This window comes from Rhodococcus sp. NPDC056516 (genome assembly GCF_042794655.1).
Taxonomy (GTDB): domain Bacteria; phylum Actinomycetota; class Actinomycetes; order Mycobacteriales; family Mycobacteriaceae; genus Rhodococcus_F.
In genome coordinates this window covers 108,298-127,212 of the sequence record NZ_JBHTTG010000007.1, presented here as the reverse complement: position 1 = coordinate 127,212, position 18,915 = coordinate 108,298, and the positions used below count along the sequence as shown (strand labels likewise).

Annotated in this window: 20 protein-coding genes; 8 read left to right on the top strand and 12 right to left on the bottom strand. The window is 63.2% G+C overall.

The genetic code is table 11. The features are described 5' to 3' along the window. The first annotated feature begins 20 nt into the window (after positions 1 to 20). The gene (locus tag ACFQ6Y_RS21745) at positions 21 to 1,124 is read left to right on the top strand and encodes a branched-chain amino acid aminotransferase (RefSeq protein ID WP_378538854.1); all 1,104 of its coding nucleotides are present in this window, start codon (positions 21 to 23) and stop codon (positions 1,122 to 1,124) included. Here ACFQ6Y_RS21745 and ACFQ6Y_RS21740 read toward each other — a convergent pair. From ACFQ6Y_RS21740 to ACFQ6Y_RS21715, 6 genes are all read right to left on the bottom strand, one after another. Further along, positions 1,118 to 1,939, bottom strand: coding sequence for a dienelactone hydrolase family protein (locus ACFQ6Y_RS21740; RefSeq protein WP_378637030.1), 822 nt, complete (start codon positions 1,937 to 1,939; stop codon positions 1,118 to 1,120). The two genes, ACFQ6Y_RS21745 and ACFQ6Y_RS21740, sit on opposite strands and share 7 nt — an antisense overlap. 127 nt (positions 1,940 to 2,066) lie before the next feature. Next, positions 2,067 to 3,041 (bottom strand): GlxA family transcriptional regulator, encoded by a 975-nt coding sequence (locus ACFQ6Y_RS21735; RefSeq protein WP_378637026.1) that lies wholly within the window; start codon positions 3,039 to 3,041, stop codon positions 2,067 to 2,069. 9 nt (positions 3,042 to 3,050) lie between these two features. Beyond that, entirely contained in the window at positions 3,051 to 3,818 is a 768-nt protein-coding gene (locus tag ACFQ6Y_RS21730; protein ID WP_378637022.1) for an adenosylcobinamide-GDP ribazoletransferase, read from the bottom strand. Between the two features lie 2 nt (positions 3,819 to 3,820). Next, positions 3,821 to 4,879, bottom strand: a complete 1,059-nt coding sequence (cobT, locus tag ACFQ6Y_RS21725) for a nicotinate-nucleotide--dimethylbenzimidazole phosphoribosyltransferase (RefSeq protein WP_378637664.1) — start codon at positions 4,877 to 4,879, stop codon at positions 3,821 to 3,823. A gap of 122 nt (positions 4,880 to 5,001) precedes the next feature. Further along, positions 5,002 to 5,589: a bifunctional adenosylcobinamide kinase/adenosylcobinamide-phosphate guanylyltransferase gene (cobU, locus tag ACFQ6Y_RS21720; RefSeq protein WP_378538850.1), complete on the bottom strand. Its 588-nt coding sequence runs from the start codon at positions 5,587 to 5,589 to the stop codon at positions 5,002 to 5,004. Positions 5,590 to 5,591: 2 nt separating this feature from the next. Further along, a complete protein-coding gene (locus ACFQ6Y_RS21715; protein WP_007730051.1) occupies positions 5,592 to 6,248 on the bottom strand; it encodes a DUF3043 domain-containing protein in 657 nt (218 codons plus the stop codon). 134 nt (positions 6,249 to 6,382) lie between these two features. Between ACFQ6Y_RS21715 and ACFQ6Y_RS21710 the strand changes: the two genes are divergently transcribed. The 3 genes from ACFQ6Y_RS21710 (at position 6,383) to ACFQ6Y_RS21700 (ending at position 9,121) form a co-directional block, all read left to right on the top strand. Continuing rightward, a complete protein-coding gene (locus ACFQ6Y_RS21710) occupies positions 6,383 to 7,483 on the top strand; it encodes a glycerate kinase (RefSeq protein ID WP_378637018.1) in 1,101 nt (366 codons plus the stop codon). 116 nt (positions 7,484 to 7,599) lie between these two features. Continuing rightward, entirely contained in the window at positions 7,600 to 7,950 is a 351-nt protein-coding gene (locus ACFQ6Y_RS21705) for an iron-sulfur cluster assembly accessory protein (RefSeq protein ID WP_007730053.1), read from the top strand. Between the two features lie 196 nt (positions 7,951 to 8,146). Next, positions 8,147 to 9,121 (top strand): carbohydrate kinase family protein, encoded by a 975-nt coding sequence (locus tag ACFQ6Y_RS21700; protein ID WP_378538848.1) that lies wholly within the window; start codon positions 8,147 to 8,149, stop codon positions 9,119 to 9,121. A 66-nt stretch (positions 9,122 to 9,187) separates the two neighbouring features. Here the strand turns inward: ACFQ6Y_RS21700 and asnB are convergent, their stop codons facing one another. Next, the gene (gene asnB / locus ACFQ6Y_RS21695) at positions 9,188 to 11,113 is read right to left on the bottom strand and encodes an asparagine synthase (glutamine-hydrolyzing) (protein WP_378637012.1); all 1,926 of its coding nucleotides are present in this window, start codon (positions 11,111 to 11,113) and stop codon (positions 9,188 to 9,190) included. A 320-nt stretch (positions 11,114 to 11,433) separates the two neighbouring features. Between asnB and ACFQ6Y_RS21690 the strand changes: the two genes are divergently transcribed. Next, complete coding sequence (locus tag ACFQ6Y_RS21690) at positions 11,434 to 12,498, top strand: cytochrome c oxidase subunit II (RefSeq protein WP_030537048.1); 1,065 nt, start codon at positions 11,434 to 11,436, stop codon at positions 12,496 to 12,498. A 39-nt stretch (positions 12,499 to 12,537) separates the two neighbouring features. Next, positions 12,538 to 12,954: a cytochrome c oxidase subunit 4 gene (locus ACFQ6Y_RS21685; RefSeq protein ID WP_003941723.1), complete on the top strand. Its 417-nt coding sequence runs from the start codon at positions 12,538 to 12,540 to the stop codon at positions 12,952 to 12,954. 109 nt (positions 12,955 to 13,063) lie between these two features. Here the strand turns inward: ACFQ6Y_RS21685 and ACFQ6Y_RS21680 are convergent, their stop codons facing one another. Beyond that, entirely contained in the window at positions 13,064 to 13,453 is a 390-nt protein-coding gene (locus ACFQ6Y_RS21680) for a DUF3224 domain-containing protein (RefSeq protein WP_378637005.1), read from the bottom strand. A gap of 66 nt (positions 13,454 to 13,519) precedes the next feature. Here ACFQ6Y_RS21680 and ACFQ6Y_RS21675 point away from each other — a divergent pair, with 66 nt between their 5' ends. Beyond that, a complete protein-coding gene (locus ACFQ6Y_RS21675; RefSeq protein ID WP_230813585.1) occupies positions 13,520 to 13,816 on the top strand; it encodes an antibiotic biosynthesis monooxygenase in 297 nt (98 codons plus the stop codon). Between the two features lie 150 nt (positions 13,817 to 13,966). On the opposite strand, the gene ACFQ6Y_RS21670 is transcribed toward ACFQ6Y_RS21675, so the two are convergent. The 4 genes from ACFQ6Y_RS21670 to ACFQ6Y_RS21655 all read right to left on the bottom strand — a co-directional run bounded on the left by ACFQ6Y_RS21670 (position 13,967) and on the right by ACFQ6Y_RS21655 (position 18,297). Continuing rightward, positions 13,967 to 15,571 (bottom strand): cytochrome bc complex cytochrome b subunit, encoded by a 1,605-nt coding sequence (locus tag ACFQ6Y_RS21670; RefSeq protein ID WP_378538906.1) that lies wholly within the window; start codon positions 15,569 to 15,571, stop codon positions 13,967 to 13,969. A 59-nt stretch (positions 15,572 to 15,630) separates the two neighbouring features. Further along, the gene (locus tag ACFQ6Y_RS21665; protein WP_020908103.1) at positions 15,631 to 16,773 is read right to left on the bottom strand and encodes a ubiquinol-cytochrome c reductase iron-sulfur subunit; all 1,143 of its coding nucleotides are present in this window, start codon (positions 16,771 to 16,773) and stop codon (positions 15,631 to 15,633) included. Further along, the gene (locus tag ACFQ6Y_RS21660) at positions 16,770 to 17,621 is read right to left on the bottom strand and encodes a cytochrome c (RefSeq protein WP_020908102.1); all 852 of its coding nucleotides are present in this window, start codon (positions 17,619 to 17,621) and stop codon (positions 16,770 to 16,772) included. The genes ACFQ6Y_RS21665 and ACFQ6Y_RS21660 overlap by 4 nt, the downstream gene beginning before the upstream one ends. Positions 17,622 to 17,685: 64 nt before the next feature. Next, positions 17,686 to 18,297 (bottom strand): heme-copper oxidase subunit III, encoded by a 612-nt coding sequence (locus ACFQ6Y_RS21655; RefSeq protein WP_020908101.1) that lies wholly within the window; start codon positions 18,295 to 18,297, stop codon positions 17,686 to 17,688. 127 nt (positions 18,298 to 18,424) lie between these two features. On the opposite strand from ACFQ6Y_RS21655, the gene ACFQ6Y_RS21650 reads away from it, so the two are divergent. Beyond that, positions 18,425 to 18,913, top strand: coding sequence for a hypothetical protein (locus ACFQ6Y_RS21650; RefSeq protein WP_378636998.1), 489 nt, complete (start codon positions 18,425 to 18,427; stop codon positions 18,911 to 18,913). Positions 18,914 to 18,915 lie beyond the last annotated feature (2 nt).

The following is an 18,915-nucleotide window of genomic DNA, read 5'->3' as shown; positions in this document are numbered from 1 at the left end:
CGTTCGATAGGATTGCGCCCATGACAGGTGCCGCCGATTTCGTTCGTGTTCAGAGCTCGTCCCCGAAGTCCGACGCCGAGCGCCGTGACATTCTGGCGGCGCCCGGCTTCGGGCGGCACTTCACCGACCACATGGTCTCGATCGACTACACCGCGGGCAAGGGCTGGCACGACGCCCAGGTGTTGCCGTACGGAAACATCGAGCTCGATCCGGCCGCAATGGTTTTGCACTACGGACAGGCCATCTTCGAGGGCCTCAAGGCATACCGTCAGCCGGGTGGCGAGATCAGTTCGTTCCGCGTCGAGGCCAACGCCGAGCGTTTCGCGGCATCTGCGCGCCGTCTGGCCATGCCCGAACTGCCGGCACAGATGTTCGTCGATTCCATCACCGAACTGATCGACGTCGATCTCGACTGGGTTCCCGCTGCCGGCGGCGAGGACGCGCTCTACCTCCGTCCGTTCATGTTCTCCACCGAAGCCGGACTCGGTGTCCGTCCCGCTGACGAGTACCGCTACCTGCTGATCGCATCGCCCGCCGGCGCGTACTTCCCGCGCGGCGTCAAGCCGGTCAGTGTGTGGCTGTCCACCGAATACGTCCGCGCGGCCCCCGGCGGTACCGGCGCGGCCAAGTTCGCCGGCAACTACGCCGCTTCGCTCCTCGCCCAGGCGCAGGCCGCCGACGAGGGTTGCGACCAGGTGGTGTGGCTCGACGCCATCGAGCGCACGTACGTCGAGGAAATGGGTGGAATGAACCTGTTCTTCGTCTTCGGCTCCGGTCCCGACGCTCGCCTCGTGACGCCGTCGCTGTCCGGATCATTGCTGCCCGGCATCACGCGCAACTCGCTGCTCGCGCTCGCCGCCGATTCCGGCTTCTCCGTCGAAGAGCGCAAGATCAGCACCGACGAATGGCGCACCAAGTGCAAGAGCGGTGAAATCACCGAGGTCTTCGCTTGCGGCACAGCAGCAGTCATCACTCCTGTCGGACGCGTCAAGTCCGCCGAGGGCGAGTTCACCATCGCAGACGGCGAGCCGGGTGAAGTGACGATGGCACTGCGCGACACCCTCACGGGTATCCAGCGCGGCACCTTCGCCGACACCCATGGCTGGATGACCAAGCTTCACTGATCGCTGGTTCGTTCCGCGAGCAATCGCTCGCAGAAGAACTGCAGAATCTCGTCTCGTGCGACGGTGGTGGGTGATCCCGCCTCGTCGACGAGGTGAGCCGTCACCACGCTGTGTGGATTGGCAATGACGTGTTCGAAGAACGGCGACGTTGCCGCGTTGGCCGCTTCGTCGGGTAGTACCTTCCCGACGAAGCGCTTACCCAAGGCAGCCCTGTAGGCCGCGAATCGTTGTGCGCGGCAGAACGAGTCACCTTGAAAGCGGTAGGCAAGCACCGTGAGGTCTTCGGCCTCGAGTCTCGAGCGCACGGCGTCGAGTTCTTCGGGCCCGCTGTCGGTTTCGCCTGGTCGATCGAGCGGTAACGACGGTTGGGCGAGGACCGGCGCGATAACTGATGGTTCGAGCATCATTGACAGCGCGAAGTTACCGGTGAAGCACATCCCGATCACGCCGACTCCAGGGCCACCGCACTCCTCGTGGGCCGAAGCGGCGAGCGAACGCAGCCAACGGACCGCTGGACTCGGTTCGTCGCCAGCGAGTGCGCGGAACTCTGCGCTGACGCAGGCTCTCTTGAAAACGGAGACTCCCTCGTCCACTGTGGGAACCGCGCCGTCGCGGCCGAAAAGCGACGGAACAAACACCGTGAAACCGGCGTCGCGCACCCAGCGGGCGAATCGCGCAACATGCGGGCTGATGCCCGGCATTTCCGGCATGACGATTACTGCGGGTCCGGTGCCAGCCACGTACACGGACTTCGACACCGCGTCGATCGTGATGGTTCGCCGGTCGAAGTCTTCGAGCGGATCATCTTTTGTCATGCTTCGGTTCGGCACGGCGGGCCCTCTCAATTGGTCGAAGTTTCTCCTCCGCACAGTCTTTCGGTGCGGGATCAACTACAGAAGAGGGCGGTTCGCCACGTTTGCGGGCGGGCTCGCCACGCGCGACCTATCCGGTGCCGCCGTCGCGGAACCGCTTTCGATAGTCCGCCGGGCTGATTCCGACACGGTCGGCGAACAGTCGACGGAAGGTTCCAGGATCTTGATAACCGATGTGTCCCAAGATTTTTCCGAGTGGCCAATCGGTTGATTCCAACAGGCGTTTGGCCTTTCGCACCCGTGCACGCTGTAGGTAGGCGCGCGGCGATTCCCCGGTCTCGTCTCCGAACTTCCGAAGCATTGTTCGGGTGCTGACGCGGAAAGCTGCCGACAGCTGATCCAAGTCGTAAGGCTCCGCTATCCGTTCGACCAACCAGCTTCCGACGGCCTCGGCAAACTGTGTGTGTTTCACGGGCAGCATCGAGTCGACGACGTACGGAGATTGACTGGTTCGGTTCTCCGGCGCCAGAGTAATTCTTGCCGTCGTTCGCGCAATTTTGTCGCCGAGATGCTCGCGCACGAGTGCTGTGGCGAGGTCGAGCGCTGCAGTGAACGCCGCAGTGGTGGTGACGCCGTCGTCATCGACGATCAGCGAATCGGTTCGAATCGTCGCATCGGGATATCGACTCGCGAGGTCGGCACCGTACAGCCACGACGTCGTAGCGCGGCGTCCGTCGAGAAGTCCGGCCTCGCCCAGCAGATATGCGCCGACGCACACTGACGACACACGAACGCCCCGCGCCTCGCAGGCACGGATGAACTCGATTTCTCTGTCCCACAGCGACAAGCGCGTCGCGGGATCTTCGGGCGGTACAAGTTCGAACCCCGGCACCACCAGGTGATCGATGTCGTGATGCCCCTCCTGTGCGCCGATCGAAAATCCGCCCGCCGCAACGACGGGCGAGCCGGACGCGGCGATGACCGACACCTCGAATGGGTCGGTGGACGCTCCATCGGCGACGCGATTGGCGATCAGCAGAAGATCCGTGAAAACGAAGATCTCGGCCGCCAGGCAACCCTCGTACGCCAGGACTCCGACTCGCACGACGTCAGATCACAGTCCGAATGTGAGGCCGACGGCCGTCAGCGTCACCGTGAGTTCGAGCGCGAATCCGAGAACATCGCCGTTGAGCCCGCCGAATCTCCGGACGCAGTGACGCACACACAGCACACTGATCAGCAGCGCCGACGTGGTGACGAGAGGGCCGAGCCACCACCGGTCAGTGGCAAAAGCAGAAACGGCGATCAGCGGAACCGACCATACGAGCGCGGCCCACAGCGGCTGCGAATCGGCGACGAGCGCACCGAATCCGCTCGGGCTCGACGCGAGAACGCCTCGGCGGCAGGCAAAAACGACGGCGACTCGGCCTGCAGCGACAGATACGAGGACCGCGATCCACTGCGTGGGGGAGTCGGCAACAGCAAGGACGCCGAAGGAGACCGATTGCAGACCAAGGAAGATGAACAGTGCGGCGACCCCGAAGGGTCCGGCGCCGCCGCTGTGCATGACTTCGCGGGCGCGCTCCGGTGGACCGTAGCAACCCAATCCGTCGACGGAGTCCGCCAGTCCGTCGACGTGCATCCCGCGGGTTCCGAGAGCGAGTGCGCCGACCGTCAGTAAGCCCGCGAGGAAGGGATTCAGGCCGATGCTGGTTGCGCCCCAGAGTAGAAACGTAGCGGCAATGCCGAGAGCGATTCCGGTCAGCGGAGCGGCGGTGATGGCGCGACGGCCGGCAGTTCGATCGATGTCGGAGGGGCCACGAACCGGAAGGACCGTCAGCCACGAGAAGGCCAGCGGCACTCCGGACAGCGGGCCCGCCACGCTCACTCCGCCGTATCGGTCTTGGTCAGGTCGATCGACTCCGGTTCGTCGGCAGGTGCGCTGCCCTGAGTGCTGACACCGGCTTCGGAGAATGTCGCCATCTTGCTCAGGATTGCCACTGCGCCCTGAAGAATCGGGAGCGCGGTGACTGCGCCTGACCCTTCACCGAGACGCATGTCGAACTCGACGATCGGGTCGAGACCCATTCGGGTCAATGCGATGGTGTGGGCAGGTTCGGTGGAGCGGTGTCCGGCGACCCACCATTCACGTGCGCCGAAAGCCAGTTCGTCGGCAACCATGGCGGCTGCGGTGACCACAACGCCGTCGAGGATCACCGGCGTACGACGCGAAGCTGCCTGGGCCAGAAAGCCGGCCATCGCGGCGAGGTCGGCACCCGAAGACGTGCGCAGCAGCGCGACTGTGTCGCGAACGTGCGGACGGGCACGCCGGAGAGCGTCGCGAATCGCGGCAGTCTTGCGGATCCACCCGGCGTCGTCGATACCGGTACCTCGACCCACGACCGCCACAGGTTCGCTGTCCGTCAGGGCGGCGATGAGCACAGTGGCGGGTGTGGTGTTGCCGATGCCCATGTCGCCGGCGATGAGAAGGTCTGCGCCCCCGTCGATTTCCTCGTCCGCGATCGCTCGGCCGGCAGCGATGGCCTGGAGGGTTTCCTCGTTCGACATGGCATCTTCGCGGTCGATGGACCCGGAAGACCTGCGTACCTTGTGGTTCGAGACGGCCGGATCGGTATCGCCGTCCACCGCGATGTCGACGACGCGAACGGTGGCGCCGGCAACCTCGGAGAGGACGTTGACTGCCGCGCCGCCCCCGAGGAAGTTGGCGACCATCTGTGCGGTCACTTCCGGGGGATAGGCGGAGACACCGTTGCGGGCGATTCCGTGATCACCGGCGAAGACGACGACGCGAGGTCGAGCGAAAGCATGTGGAGGACAAACTCCTTGGCATGCCGATGCCCAACCGGCGAGAGCCTCCAGTCGGCCCAGTGAGCCGGCCGGCTTGGTCAGGTCACGCTGACGTGCGTCGGCCTGCGCGCGCACGTCGCGGTCGGGCGGCGTGACAGGTTCGAAGTCGGCGCTACTGGCAGGCGCGACGTCAGGGTTGGATTCTGGGTCGGCAACTGGATTCGCCCCTGAATTGGCCCCTGAATTGGCGTCGGTACTCACATCGTGCCTTCCGGTTGTGCAGCAGTATCTTTCAAGACGAGCGGTAACCCTGCAACCACTAGTACGACACGATCGCACACCGCGGCGATACGAGCGTTGAGAGTGCCGATCTCGTCGCGGAACAATCGTCCCGACCGGGTCTCGGGAATCACGGCCAAACCTACTTCGGGGCTGACCAGTACCAGGGATCCGCGGTAGTTCTCGACGCCGGCGACAAGGCTGTCCGCAGCGGGCGTGATGGTGCCGCGCGGTGCGTCCCAGGCGCTTTGACGGTCCAGTTCCGTGGTCAGCCACGTTCCCAGATCGTCGACCAACGTCGCTGTGTGTGAATCGCTTTCGAGCTGCGCCGCGAGGTCACCTGCATCCGCGGTCTCGACGGTCGACCAGTGAGAAGGCCGTCTGCTCCGGTGCTGATCGATCCGGCTTTCCCAGTCGGCGTCGGAGTTATCGCGCTTGGCTGTCGCCAGGTACCGGATCGGTGCCGAATCTTCGGGTAACTGGCCTGCACAAACCAAATCCTCGGCGTGCGCGGACTTACCAGACCGCGCGCCGCCGAGGACCAAAGTTCTATACGTGTTCGTCACACTCAGATTGCGTCGCCCGGCCCCACGCGAGGCTTCGGTGCGCGCAGCTTACGGATCTGCGACGCGCGAACGAACGCGTACCAGCCGAGCTTGAATCCGCCGTCGGTGCTGTCCGGGAAGCGCTCGGCGACGCGGTTGTTGATCATGCGTCCGAGCCAGATGCCTTCACCGACCATGAAGAGCATCATCACGAGCATTGCCAGCGTGACGATCTGCTGGAGCGCGGGCGTGACGAACATCGTCATGATGAGGATCAATGCGAGCGGCATGAACAGCCCGACGAGGTTGCGGCGAGCATCGATGAAGTCACGGACGTAGGCGCGAACCGGGCCCTTGTCGCGGGGGAGCAGGTACTTGTCCTCGCCGGCGAGCATGCGGGCGCGGCGGTCTGCCGACGATGCGCGACGCTCGGCGGCTTCGGCCTTGCGGTCCTCCTTGGAGCCGCGGGTCGCCTTGCGGCGGGCGCGGGCTTCCTTCGCGGTCAGCGGGGCAGGCGCAACCGGGCCACGCCTCTTCGCCTCGGCGTCACGACGCTTGGGTGTTGGGCGGCCCTTGCCCACCTGCTCGATGGGCGCCTCTTCGGAGGCCGAGGATGCCTCAGTGCCCTCGACGTCACGTTTGTCGGAGTTGTCTGAGTCACCGCGGCGTAGCAATTTCACACCTCCAGGCTATTGGATAAGTGCACGGTCTGGGAAACCGACCTCGGTCTTTCTGAAAATCACAATCGCGCAAGACGCCCAAACGCTCGAGAAACCGAAACATCGGGGTCATTCGGCACTCTTAGACTTCGGCTATGCAAGTAATAGTTGCTCCAGATTCATTCGGCGAGACCCTGACCGCCGTCGAGGCGGCCGAGTCCATTTCTGCCGGTTGGCGACGCGGCCGACCCGATGACGACGTCGTCACCGCGCCACAATCCGACGGGGGACCGGGATTTGTCGACGTCTTGGCCGCGGCGGGGGGCGATATCCGGTCCGCGCGGGTGTCCGGACCGTTGACCGCGGGCGTCGACGCGAAGTGGCTGCTCGATTCGGGCACGGCGTACATCGAGTCGGCCGAAGCAGTCGGGCTCGGCCTGCTCGGAGGTCCACCGACGCGTGCGAGCGCACTCGCCGCGCACAGTCGCGGTGTCGGAGAACTGATCGCGGCTGCGCTCGAGGAAGGCGTGAAGACGATCGTCGTCGGACTTGGTGGGAGTTGCTGCACAGACGGGGGACGCGGACTGGTGGAGGCGCTGGGCGGCCTGGAGGCTGCAACGGCGGCTGCGGCGGGCGTTCAGTTGGTCGCGGCCACCGACGTCGAACACGTACTTCTCGGCGAGCACGGTGCGGCAGCGGTGTTCGGCCCGCAAAAAGGCGCCGACGCCGAGGCAATCGCCGTCCTCGAAGCGAGAAATGCGATGTGGGCAGAACAGTTGGAGTCCGCCACCGGAAAACGAGTGTCGGATCTTCCTGGCGCCGGCGCCGCAGGTGGTATCGGTGCTGCGCTGTTCGCGCTCGGTGCGCAGCGGGGATCCGGGGCCGACGTCGTCGCCGATCGGACCGGGCAGGCAGCGCTATTGGAGTCTGCCGACCTGGTGATCACCGGCGAAGGCAAGTTCGACCACCAATCGCTGCGAGGCAAACTCGTCACAACGCTCGCTTCGGCCGGGGCAGCGCACGGCGTTCCGACGCTCGTTTTTGCCGGCCAGGTGACGCTCGACGAGCCGGACTATGCGTCGACCTCGATCGTCGAGGCGAAATCGGTGACAGAGTTCGCGGGTTCGGTGGAACGTGCGATGAACGAAGCGTCGGCGTGTCTCGGGGGACTCGCCGAACATACGGCGCGCGAGTGGAACATCTGGCGCGGTCAACAGAGCGCAGAATCTACCAGCGTCGACGCGCCGTTGCCGTGACGGGAAGACCGGATAGGATGAAGACGAATCGCACCCGGTAAGGACTGGCGGGAATAAGTCGGCAGCGGCGTACCGTTGAAGCGTTCACGGGTTGGTACGAACATTAGGGAGAGCCCATGACTGTGCAGAACGAGACCGCCACCCACGGCGTCAAGATGACCGAGGCCGCATCCGCCAAGGCGAAGGCACTCTTCGATCAGGAGGGTCGCGACGACCTCGCGCTGCGTATCGCAGTGCAGCCCGGCGGCTGTGCCGGACTGAAGTACCAGCTGTTCTTCGACGACCGCACGCTCGACGGTGACCTCACCGTCGACTTCAACGGCGTCAACCTGGTTGTCGACCGGATGAGCGCGCCGTACGTCGAAGGTGCGTCCATCGACTTCCTCGACACCATCGAGCAGCAGGGCTTCTCGATCGACAACCCCAACGCAACAGGCTCCTGCGCCTGCGGTGACTCGTTCAACTGAGTCCGTCGATCACAACTCAATTCGCAAACAACTGACGCGGAACCGACATTCGGTTTCGCGTCAGTTGTTTGTGGTGACTCGTACCCAGGCGGTTCCGATCTGACGGCTCGGGTGCCAAAGACGGCGCTACGGGCAGTAACGTGAACTTTTGCTCCTCTTTCATTCTTGTACTCACTTCGCTGAAAGGCCACGATCCGTGACTATTGCGGTAACCGGTTCCATTGCCACCGACCACTTGATGCGCTTTCCCGGCCGCTTCGCCGATCAGCTCCTCGCCGATCAGCTCGCCCACATTTCGCTGAGCTTCCTGGTGGACGACCTCGTGATCCGCCGCGGCGGCGTCGGCGGCAACATCGCCTACGCAATGGGCGTGCTCGGTGGATCGCCGTTGCTCGTCGGTGCGGTCGGCGCGGACTTTGCTGAATACCGCACCTGGCTCGAGGACAACGGCGTCGATTGCAGCGCGGTCCGCATTTCGGACAAGGCACACACCGCGCGTTTCGTGTGCACCACCGACGAGGACATGGCGCAGATCGCGTCGTTCTACCCCGGCGCGATGAGCGAGGCCCGCGAGATCGAACTCGCAGCAGTGGCCAAGACCGCGGGTGCGCTGGATCTTGTGCTGGTCGGCGCAAACGACCCCGAAGCAATGGTTCGCCATACCGACGAATGCCGCCTGCTCGGAATCCCGTTCGCAGCTGATCCGTCGCAGCAGCTTGCCCGCCTGTCCGGTGACGAGGCCAAGGCGCTCATCCACGGTGCGAAGTACTTGTTCACCAACGAGTACGAGTGGGGTCTGCTTCAGCAGAAGACGGGTCTGAGTGAGGAAGAGATCCGCGCACAGGTCGGCATCCGCGTCACCACCCTCGGCTCCAAGGGTGTGGAAATTGTTGATGCCGAAGGTAACTGGGTGCGCGTCGACGTAGTGCCCGAGACGGGCAAGGTTGATCCGACGGGTGTTGGCGACGGCTTCCGTGCCGGCTTCCTGCTCGCACACGGCGCTGGTCTGAGCTTCGAGCGTGCCGCCCAGTTGGGATCGCTGGTCGCTGTGTTGATCCTCGAGACCGTCGGAACCCAGGAGTGGGTGTTCAACCGCGACGAGGCCCTCAAGCGTCTCACCGAGGCGTACGGCAGCGCGGCAGCGGACGAGATCGCAACGATTCTGCCCTAGGGGGGCTGCGCCCCGTGAGTGGTTGAGGAGTCCGGAGACTCCCTAACCGCTCACGGGGCCGAAGGCCTAGATATTGACCGGGTACACCGGTTCCTGGATCTGCGGCACGATGCGCTTCTCCACGAAGATTCCGTGCCAGACCATGAAGGTCAGGACGGTCCACAGGCGTCGGCTGTGGTCCGAAACGCCCTCGCGGTGATCGTTGAGCATCTTCACGACGGCCTGCTTGTCGAAGATGTGGTCGGTTCCCGACTCTTCGATCTGCAGATGTGCCCAGTCGAAGAGTTCGGTGCCGCGAAGCCAGTGGCGCAGGGGAACCGGGAATCCGAGCTTGGCGCGGTGTAGAACATGGTGCGGCACAATACCTTCCAAGGCCTGACGCAGCGCGTACTTGGTTGTGTCCTTCGTGATCTTCTGATCGAGCGGAACGCGTGAGGCGACGTCGAAGACCTCGGGATCGAGGAACGGCACACGCAGTTCCAGCGAGTTGGCCATCGTCATCTTGTCGGCCTTGACGAGGATGTCGCCTCGCAGCCACGTGAACAAGTCGAGATGCTGCATCCGGGCAACCGGATCCCAGTCCCGAGACTGCGCGTAGATCGGCGCGGTGACGTCCTGGTGAGTCCACTCGGGCCGGAAATCGCGCAGGACGGCGCGAAGCTGAGCGTCGTTGAAACTACGAGCGTTGCCGTAGTAGCGCTCCTCGAGCGTCAAGGAACCGCGGTTGAGCAGACTCTTGCCGCGAGTGCCGTCCGGGATGCGTTCGGACAACTTGCCCGCGGCCCGACGCAATCCCTTGGGGAGGTACTCGAAAGGCTTGAGCGACAACGGTTCACGGTAGATCGTGTAGCCGCCGAACAGCTCGTCGGCGCCCTCGCCGGACAGCACCACCTTGACGTGCTTGCGAGCTTCCTTCGCGATGAACCACAGCGGAATCAATGCCGGATCGGCCACCGGGTCGTCGAGGTACCAGACGATCTCGGGAATGGCAGCGGCGAACTCGGCGGGGGAGACCACCTTGACGACGTGCTTCGCGCCGATCGCTGCGGCGGATTCTGCAGCAACGTCGACCTCGGAATAGCCCTCACGTTCGAAACCGGTCGTGAAAGTGATCAGGTTGGGGTTGTGACGCATCGCCAGCGCCGCGATGGCAGTGGAGTCGATACCGCCGGACAGGAACGAACCGACGGTGACGTCGGCGCGCATGTGCTTGGCAACCGAATCCTCGAGTGCCTCGGCGATTTCCTGGTAGCGCGCCTTCTCCGTGCCCGGCGCAAAAGGCTTGGCCGGGAACTTCGGCGTGAAGTACCGCGTGAACGTGGGCTCCTCGCCCGGACGCACCCGCGCGAAGCTGCCCGATTCCAGGCGTCGGATCTGCTTGTGCAGTGTTTCCGGCTCCGGTACGTACTGCAGAACGGTGTAGTGCTCGATGGCGCGCGGATCCAGTTCGGTACCGATGCCGATCAGATCGGTGAGTTCGAGCAGGCTCTTCTTCTCGCTGCCGAACGCGGTGCCGCCGGCGCCGGTCGCGATGAACAGCGGCTTGATGCCGAACGGATCGCGCGCGATGAACAGCTCACGCGTGTCGGTGTCCCAGATCGCGAACGCGAACATTCCACGCAGGTGCCGGACTGCATCTTCACCCCAGTAGTGGAATGCAGCGACGATGGCTTCCGAGTCGCCCTCGGTGAAGAACTTCGCGTCGTGGTCCTTGACCAGCTCGGCGCGGATCTCCAGATAGTTGTAGATCTCGCCGTTGAACGTGAGCGCGTAGCGCTCCGGATTCTCCGGCGGGCCCCAACGCAGCGGCTGGTGGGAATGAGCGATGTCGATGATCGCCAGGCGGTTGAACCCGAAGACGAGGTGGTCGTCATTCCACGTCCCGTGTTCGTCCGGCCCGCGGTGACGAAGGCAATGCATCGCCTGGTCGACCCGCGAGACGGCGTCCTCGCTGGTTCCGCCAGATGTCAGTAGCCCGAGCAGTCCACACACAGCGTCCGGTTCCTCGATTCAGAATTTTTCGTACAGAAGGCTCCCGGACACGAGTGTCGGGGAGAGGTCAACGAACTCTTGTCGAAAGTATGCCGCAGATCGACGTCTCTGCCGATCGCGGCGGAACGAATCGACGTGATGTGCGTCGCCCAAACGACCTGAGCCGTTCCTGAGCAGCACCTGAGAGAGCTGTGTGACGTCCGCCGCGACACGGGCGAGGACCCGAGGATGGATAGCGCCCGGCTTTGGTCTACGCTGCGTAGTAATTGGGCCTTCCCTCCGGGCATGCCCTAGTTGAATTTTGTGGCGATCAGGAAGGCGTGAACGTGGCGCAAGGTCGGATCCTTCGGCGAGCGGGGCTGGCAGTATCTCTGGGCATTGCTGCCTTGCTGCTGTCGGGTTGCTCCATCGACAACGAAGTGCTTCGTTTCGGGTGGCCTTCGGGCATCACCCCGGAAGCGACGCGCATGCGTGAGCTGTGGACGTGGTCGGTTGTAGCCGCCCTCGTCATGGGTGTGCTGGTGTGGGGGTTGGTCTTCTGGGCCGTCATCTTCCACCGTAAGAAGAAGGACTCGCCGGAATTCCCGCGTCAGACGGCATACAACGTGCCGCTCGAACTCGGTTACACGGCAGTTCCCTTCGTCATCATCGCGGTTCTCTTCTACTTCACCGTCATCGTTCAGAACCATGTTCTGGACAAGACGGACAACCCTGACGTCGTCGTAGACGTCACGGCCTTCCAGTGGAACTGGAAGTTCGGCTACCGCTCCATCGAGTTCGGTGACGGTTCCGCCAAGTACAACGGAATCGACGTCGAGGCCGAAGAGGCTGCCAAGACCGAGGGCTCCACCGTCAACGAACACGGCGAAGAAGTTCCCGGCCCGATCCACGGCAACAGCACCGAGGACCTGAGCTACCTGCACTACGACAAGATCGAGACCGTCGGCTCCAGCCAGGAGATCCCGATCCTCGTTCTGCCCACCGGCAAGCGAATCCAGTTCGAACTCGCTTCCTCGGACGTCATCCACGCATTCTGGGTGCCCGAGTTCCTGTTCAAGCGCGACGTTCTCCCGAACCCCAAGGAGAACCACTCGGACAACATCTTCCAGATCAGTGAGATCGAGAAGGAAGGCGCGTTCGTCGGGCGTTGTGCAGAAATGTGTGGCACGTTCCACGCGATGATGAACTTCGAGGTTCGTGCGGTTTCGCCGGAGGACTTCGCCAAGTACATCGAACTGCGCAAGGGTGACGCGGAGGGCAAGGGTGGTCTGACGACCGCTGAGGCTCTGCAGGCAATCGGTCAGTCGCCGGTGGCTACGTCGACCACGCCGTTCAACACCGACCGCGAGTACCGTCAGGCAACCGTCGCCACTGCAGGCAACTGAGCCGGCCAGCCTCTTCACTGAACAAGGACAAGTGCTGATATGAAGATCGAAGCCAAGCTCTTCGAGATCCTGACGATGTTCTTCATTCTCGTCGCGATCATCTACGGAGTGTTCACCGCTCTGTCACGCACAGGTATCGAGTGGGCCGGACTGACGGCCATCGTCCTGTCTGCAGGTCTGACGCTCATCGTGGGTACCTACTTCCGCTTCGTTGCTCGTCGTCTGGACACCCGTCCCGAGGACTACGACGACGCTGAAATCTCGGACGGTGCAGGAGAACTGGGCTTCTTCAGCCCGGGTAGCTTCTGGCCGATCCTGCTGGCCGCCGCTGCTGCTCTGGCGGCAGTGTCGCTGGCGTACTTCCAGCCGTGGCTCATCGCAGTCGCAGTTGTCTGTGTGCTGGCCGCAGCTGCCGGCCTGGTGTTCGAGTACTACACCGGACCCGAGAAGCACTAGTTTCACCTGCACTCGAACAGAGGCGCCGAATCCATCCGGATTCGGCGCCTCTGTTGTCGTTGATGCAGGTGTAGGGCGGACAAGCTTGCCGAGTATCAACGGCTGTCTGTCAGTCGTGGAGTAGGTATTCGAGGTCGTAGCGGTGCAGACCGTCCACGACCTCGAGTTCGAGAGTGCCCGAGATACCCTTCAATTCGCCGGTTCCGGAGCCCGGCACGATCTCGTACAGGAGCTTCTGCGTTCCATCGATCATCTGACCGAACTGCTGCAGGGCGAACGACCCCACCGCTTCCTCGACTTGCCCGGTGACAACCTCCAACGCGACGTAGCCGGCTTCACCGTGTGTCGGGTCGCCGGCGGACAGCATGAGGCCGGACGACGTACCTTCGATGCCGCCGACGAATGTCTTGTCGAACTCGAAGCGGCCGACGCGTCCGGCGAGCTCAGGATCGGCAGGGCGGAGATCGATCTCGAAGGTGCCGAGCGCATGGAATGTCATGGTCCGAGTATCTCACCAGGCGGCAACGCCTCGTGGGGACTCTCGAGAACGTGAAACACTTCGCCTATGATCCTCGAACATGCCGTCCTGCAGGTCGATCCGGCGCAGTCAGCGCAATTCGAGTCCGCGTTCGACGTGGCCCGCGCCATCATCTCCGAGGTTCCCGGATTCATCAGGCTGCGGCTCTCGCACTGCGTGGAAGCGCCGGAACGGTACCTCCTGCTCGTCGAGTGGGAGGACTTGGAGTCTCACACCATCGGGTTCCGTCAGTCCGCGGGATACGAGAAGTGGCGAGAACTTCTCCATCACTTCTACGAACCGTTCCCGACGGTCGAGCACTATTCGTCCGTCTTCGAGGTCTGAGATTGGGCGTACTGCCCTTCACACCGGCCGCATACGGCGAACCGGGGGAGTGGCAGAACACCTGGTGGTTCTTGGAACTGAATCGCTCAGAGAACGAGTGAGGCCCCGAACCGGAATCCGGTTCGGGGCCTCACTGGTCAGCTGTCGTTCTTAGTGGAGTTCTCCACTGGAACCGTTGGTCTTGCCGTTGGTTCGGTTCTGGTAGTCCAGAAGGATCTGAAGCTGCTCGTGCTCAGCTTCGTGATGAGCGGCTTCGAGAGCCTCGCTCTCCTCGACCGGGTCAGCGGTGATGAGGCTACCGCTACCGGGCTTACCGGCGAGGCCGAGCTTGTTCATCTTCTTCGGGACAGCGGCACCCTGGTACTCGAGCGGGATCGGGTGTCCGTGCTCGTCGACGGGGCCGAGCGGCTGGTGGATCTCGATGTACTGGCCGTTCGGCATCCGCTTGATGATGCCGGTCTCGATGCCGTGCTCGAGGACTGCACGGTCACTGCGTTGCAGGCCGATGCAGAACCGGTACGTCACAAAGTACGCAATGGGCGGAAGGATGACCATGCCGATACGGCCGATCCACGTCATTGCATTCAGCGAGATGTGCAGGTGGTACGCGATGATGTCGTTGATGCAGGAGATCGTGAGCACCAGGTAGAACGCGATGGACATTGCACCGATAGCGGTACGGACCGGCACGTCGCGCGGGCGCTGCAAGATGTTGTGGTGAGCGTCGTCTCCGGTGAGGCGCTTCTCGATCCACGGGTACGCGATCAACAGTGCGAACACGAGACCCATGATCAGGGCGACGGCGAACACAGCGGGGATCGTGTAGCGGTTGAACAGGTAGATCTCCCACGCCGGCCACAGTCGAGCAAGGCCGTCCGTCCACATCATGTAGATATCGGGCTGGGAACCAGCCGAGACCTGAGACGGGTTGTACGGACCGATGTTCCACACGGGGTTGATCTGGAACAGACCGCCGAGCAGTGCGAGCACGCCGAAGGTCATGGCGAAGAACGCGCCACCCTTCATCGCGAAGACCGGGAGAATACGAACGCCGACGACGTTCTGTTCCGTACGGCCGGGGCCGGGGAACTGCGTGTGCTTCTGGTACCAGACCAACGCGAGGTGGCCGGCGATCAGGGCCAAGATGATGCCCGGGAACAGCAGCACGTGCGCGACGTAGAGGCGCGGAATGATGAGGTCGCCGGGGAAGTCGCCGTCGAAGATCAGCCAGTGCATCCAGGTACCGACGATCGGGATACTCATCGTGATACCACCGAAGGCGGCGCGGAGGCCGGTGCCCGAGAGCAGGTCGTCGGGGATGGTGTAACCGAAGAAGCCTTCGAACATCGCCAGGATGAGCAGCAGGCAGCCGATGACCCAGTTCGCCTCACGCGGGCGACGGAATGCGCCGGTGAAGAAGATGCGAGCGAGGTGAACGATGATCGACGCCGCGAACATCAGTGCAGCCCAGTGGTGAATCTGGCGAACGAAGAGACCGCCGCGCACCTCGAAGGAGATGTTCAGGGTCGTCTCGTAGGCGCGAGACATCGTCACACCGCGTAGTGGCTGGTATGCGCCCTGGTAGACGACGTGTGCCATCGACGGATCGAAGAACAGCGTCAGGAACACACCGGAGATCAGCAGGATCACGAAGCTGTAGAGCGCGATCTCGCCGAGCATGAAGGACCAGTGCGTCGGGAAGACCTTGTTGATCTGCCTGCGCATGCCTGCAGCGAGGTGGTAGCGGGAGTCCATAGCCTCCGCTTGTCCAGCCGCTGCCGCGCTGATCTTGGACGGTTTGGTTGTTGTTGTGGTCACGGTCGACGCTCCCAAAATGCCGGGCCGAGTGCTTCGATGAAGTCACCGTCGGCGACCAGGAAGCCCTCTTCGTTCACTGTAATAGGCAACTGCGGAAGTGCGCGAGCAGCGGGACCGAAGATCGGCTTGCCGTAGGTCAGTGCGTCGAACTGCGACTGGTGGCAGGGGCACAGAATACGGTTGCTCTGCTGTTCGTAGAGCGAGGTGGGGCAACCCAGGTGGGTGCAGATCTTCGAGTAGGCGAAGTAGTCGCCGTAGTTGAAGCTTTCCTGGCCCTTGCGCTTGGTGACACGCGCGGTGTCTTCCGTGCGCAGGCGGATGAGCATCACCGAGTTGCGAATGCCGCGCAGTGCTGCGAGCAGAGCATGCTCGTCGCCACGGTCGGACTCGCGGAACGGGAAGACCGTTTCCATCGATCCGGCATCGAGATCTTCCGGACGAACGAGGACGATGTCCTCGGGACGGCCGGTGTCACGACGCAGGTAGATGGTCTCGCCCGGGTAGTTGGGGGTCCAGCCGGACACCCACAGGGGTGAGTCGTCGCCCTTGGCCCACGGGTTCTTGATGAGTCCGCCGAGAGGCATGACCATCATGACGCCGAGTGCGCCACCACCGAACATCAAGCTGCGCTTGATGGCCTTGCGGCGGGGGAGGGTGGACGTATCGAGGGTGTCACCGAGTTCGGCAACGATCGTGCGACGATCGACCTCTGTGGAACCACCGTCGTGGCGATCCTGGATCGAAACCTCTTCGGGGATGAACTTCTTCGTGAACTGAACGGCACCGATACCGACGCCGAGGATCGCCAGACCCATGGTCAAGCCGATCAGCGGGGTGTACAGGCTGTACTTGCCGTAGTTCTCGTCACCGGCACCGGCGTACTCCCAGGGCCAGAACAGGTAGATCGCGATGAACGCGATCGCCGAAACGCCGGCGAGGCCGAACCAGAAGGCGACGTTGCGCTCTGCGCGCTTCTCCGCCCTGGTGCCCTTTACCGACCAACGATCACGGCGGTAGACGACGTCGACGCCATCGAGATTGGTACCCAGCTTGACCAGGTCGTCGCGTGACATCGCGTCGAGCTCTTCATCTGTGTACTTCTTAGGCGTATCGCCGCCATGCTGGCCAGCGTCGCTCATGACCTTGCTCCGATCCACAATGCTGCACCGACGACAGCGATGATTCCGACGGCCCACATGGCGAGACCCTCAGAGGCCGGACCGAGGCCACCGAGCCCGTACCCACCGGGGTCCTTCGACTCGCCCGACGACTTGACGTAGGCGATGATGTCCTTCTTCTCCTCGATCGTCAGCTGACGATCCGAGAACTTCGGCATGTTCTGGGGGCCGGTAACCATGGCAGCGTAGATCTGCTGCTCGCTGGCCGGATCCAGGACCGGGGCGTACTTGCCCGAGGACAGTGCGCCGCCGCGGCCGGTGAAGTTGTGGCAGGAAGCGCAGTTGAGCCGGAAGAGCTCACTGCCGCGTCCGATGTCGCCACCGCGCAGCGAGGACTGGGCGATTTCGCCGTTCTCGTCGCGGATGAGCGTCGGGCCGCCGCCGTTGGCCTGGATGAAAGCGCCGAGGGCGTCGGTCTGCGCAGCATCGAACTTGGGGTCCTTGCGTGCAGCCTGGGCCTCGTTGCGAGCTGCGGGCATACGACCAGAGGAGACCTGGAAGTACACGGCTGCTTCGCCGACGCCGATGAGGCTGGGACCGCGGTCCTGCACGCCCTGCAAGTTCGCGCCGTGGCACGTGATGCATGACGTGTCGTAGAGCTGCTTGCCTTCACGAATCAGGGCTGCTGAATCGTCACTGGCGGTCGCAACCTGCGGAGCTGGTGTCAACGCCGAAGCGAGGAAACCTGCGCTGATCAATCCCATCATCAATACGAGCGCGCCGGTAACGCGCCGGCGGATTTTCCGCTGGCGACGCGACTTCGCGGCATTCGCTGAGTTATCGGATGCGGGAGGGGGGGATGAACTCATCTGTATCCCTTTGGTATGTCGGGACGGAACTGGACGTCAGGGGCTGCCTGGGGCGTACAGCTGATTAACGGATGAAATAAATCGTGGCAAACAGCGCGATCCACACGATGTCGACAAAGTGCCAGTAGTACGAAACAACGATCGCGGCGGTGGCCTGGGCGGGCGTGAACTTGCTGACCCGGGTACGTGCGATCAAGAAGACGAAGGCGATGAGACCGCCGATGACGTGCAAACCGTGGAAGCCGGTGGTCATGTAGAACACCGAGCCGTACACGCTGCTCGAAATCGTGGTGCCCTCGTGCACAAGGTGGTAGTACTCGTAACCCTGGCCGGAGACGAAGAACGCCCCCATGATCAAGGTGATGGTGTACCAGCGACGAAGTCCGAAGACGTCGCCACGCTCAGCCGCGAAGACACCCATCTGGCAGGTGAACGAAGATGCGATCAGCACCAAGGTCACCGGCACGGCCAGATACAGGTTCAATTCGGTTGGCTCCGGCGGCCAATTTCCGTTCGCCTGAGCTCGTGCCACGAAGTACATGGCAAAGAGCCCTGCGAAGAACATGAGCTCACTTGACAACCACACGATGGTGCCAACGCTGACCATATTCGGCCGGTTCAGCGAGTGCACGCGTTGGGTGATTGCCGATCCTGAAGTCCCTACTGCGCTCGTCACAGACAGAAGTATGACGCTTCGTCGTAAGAGACGACCACTCGGGTCCACCATCGGCGCGTCGCTCGGCTCGAGTTCGCGGGATCGGGCGGCGAACGCGCTGGTGGCGTGGTCGGAATATGCTGGCGCGATGGCAGCTACACACAAGAGTAGACCGTGGTTCCTGAGAATTTTCGGCACAAAGATTCCGACGCCGCTCGACGCGGGGCGGTCGGATCTGGTCGTCGTTGCCGAGGGCTTCGACGACGCCGAGGCGAGTTCGACCGCTCTCGAACGTGCCAGCTCCACCGAGCCGGAGTTCCAGGCGGAGTCCGAAGTGGTTCTGCGGCACCATCTGGACCTGCCGGAGGGTGCGGTTGTCGATGCCGAGAACATCGTCGCCCAGGACGGCTATGTGCGAGGCGTGAGTCGGCCCGAGGACGTGGCTCAGGCGGTCGAGAATTCGGTTCGCGTCATCTTCGAGCGTGTCCAGGTGCTGGACGCCCTGCATTGCTCCCAGGAGCGATCACGAATGGCCGGTCTGGCCCAGCGACTGGGTGGTTCGGTAGCCGGGTGGGATGCGCTTCAGCCCCCACCCCTTGCGGAGGCGACACCCAAGCGCGGCCGCCGAAAGTCCTGAGC

What these genes read in the sequence shown, in the direction of transcription:
- ACFQ6Y_RS21745 (WP_378538854.1), top strand. Translation starts at nt 21, where the DNA reads ATGACAGGTGCCGCCGATTTCGTTCGTGTTCAGAGCTCGTCCCCGAAG.
- ACFQ6Y_RS21740 (WP_378637030.1), bottom strand. Translation starts at nt 1,939, where the DNA reads ATGACAAAAGATGATCCGCTCGAAGACTTCGACCGGCGAACCATCACG.
- ACFQ6Y_RS21710 (WP_378637018.1), top strand. Translation starts at nt 6,383, where the DNA reads ATGCAAGTAATAGTTGCTCCAGATTCATTCGGCGAGACCCTGACCGCC.
- ACFQ6Y_RS21685 (WP_003941723.1), top strand. Translation starts at nt 12,538, where the DNA reads ATGAAGATCGAAGCCAAGCTCTTCGAGATCCTGACGATGTTCTTCATT.
- ACFQ6Y_RS21665 (WP_020908103.1), bottom strand. Translation starts at nt 16,773, where the DNA reads ATGAGCGACGCTGGCCAGCATGGCGGCGATACGCCTAAGAAGTACACA.
- ACFQ6Y_RS21650 (WP_378636998.1), top strand. Translation starts at nt 18,425, where the DNA reads ATGGCAGCTACACACAAGAGTAGACCGTGGTTCCTGAGAATTTTCGGC.
- ACFQ6Y_RS21660 (WP_020908102.1), bottom strand. Translation starts at nt 17,621, where the DNA reads ATGAGTTCATCCCCCCCTCCCGCATCCGATAACTCAGCGAATGCCGCG.
- ACFQ6Y_RS21680 (WP_378637005.1), bottom strand. Translation starts at nt 13,453, where the DNA reads ATGACATTCCATGCGCTCGGCACCTTCGAGATCGATCTCCGCCCTGCC.
- ACFQ6Y_RS21670 (WP_378538906.1), bottom strand. Translation starts at nt 15,571, where the DNA reads ATGGACTCCCGCTACCACCTCGCTGCAGGCATGCGCAGGCAGATCAAC.
- ACFQ6Y_RS21705 (WP_007730053.1), top strand. Translation starts at nt 7,600, where the DNA reads ATGACTGTGCAGAACGAGACCGCCACCCACGGCGTCAAGATGACCGAG.
- ACFQ6Y_RS21675 (WP_230813585.1), top strand. Translation starts at nt 13,520, where the DNA reads ATGATCCTCGAACATGCCGTCCTGCAGGTCGATCCGGCGCAGTCAGCG.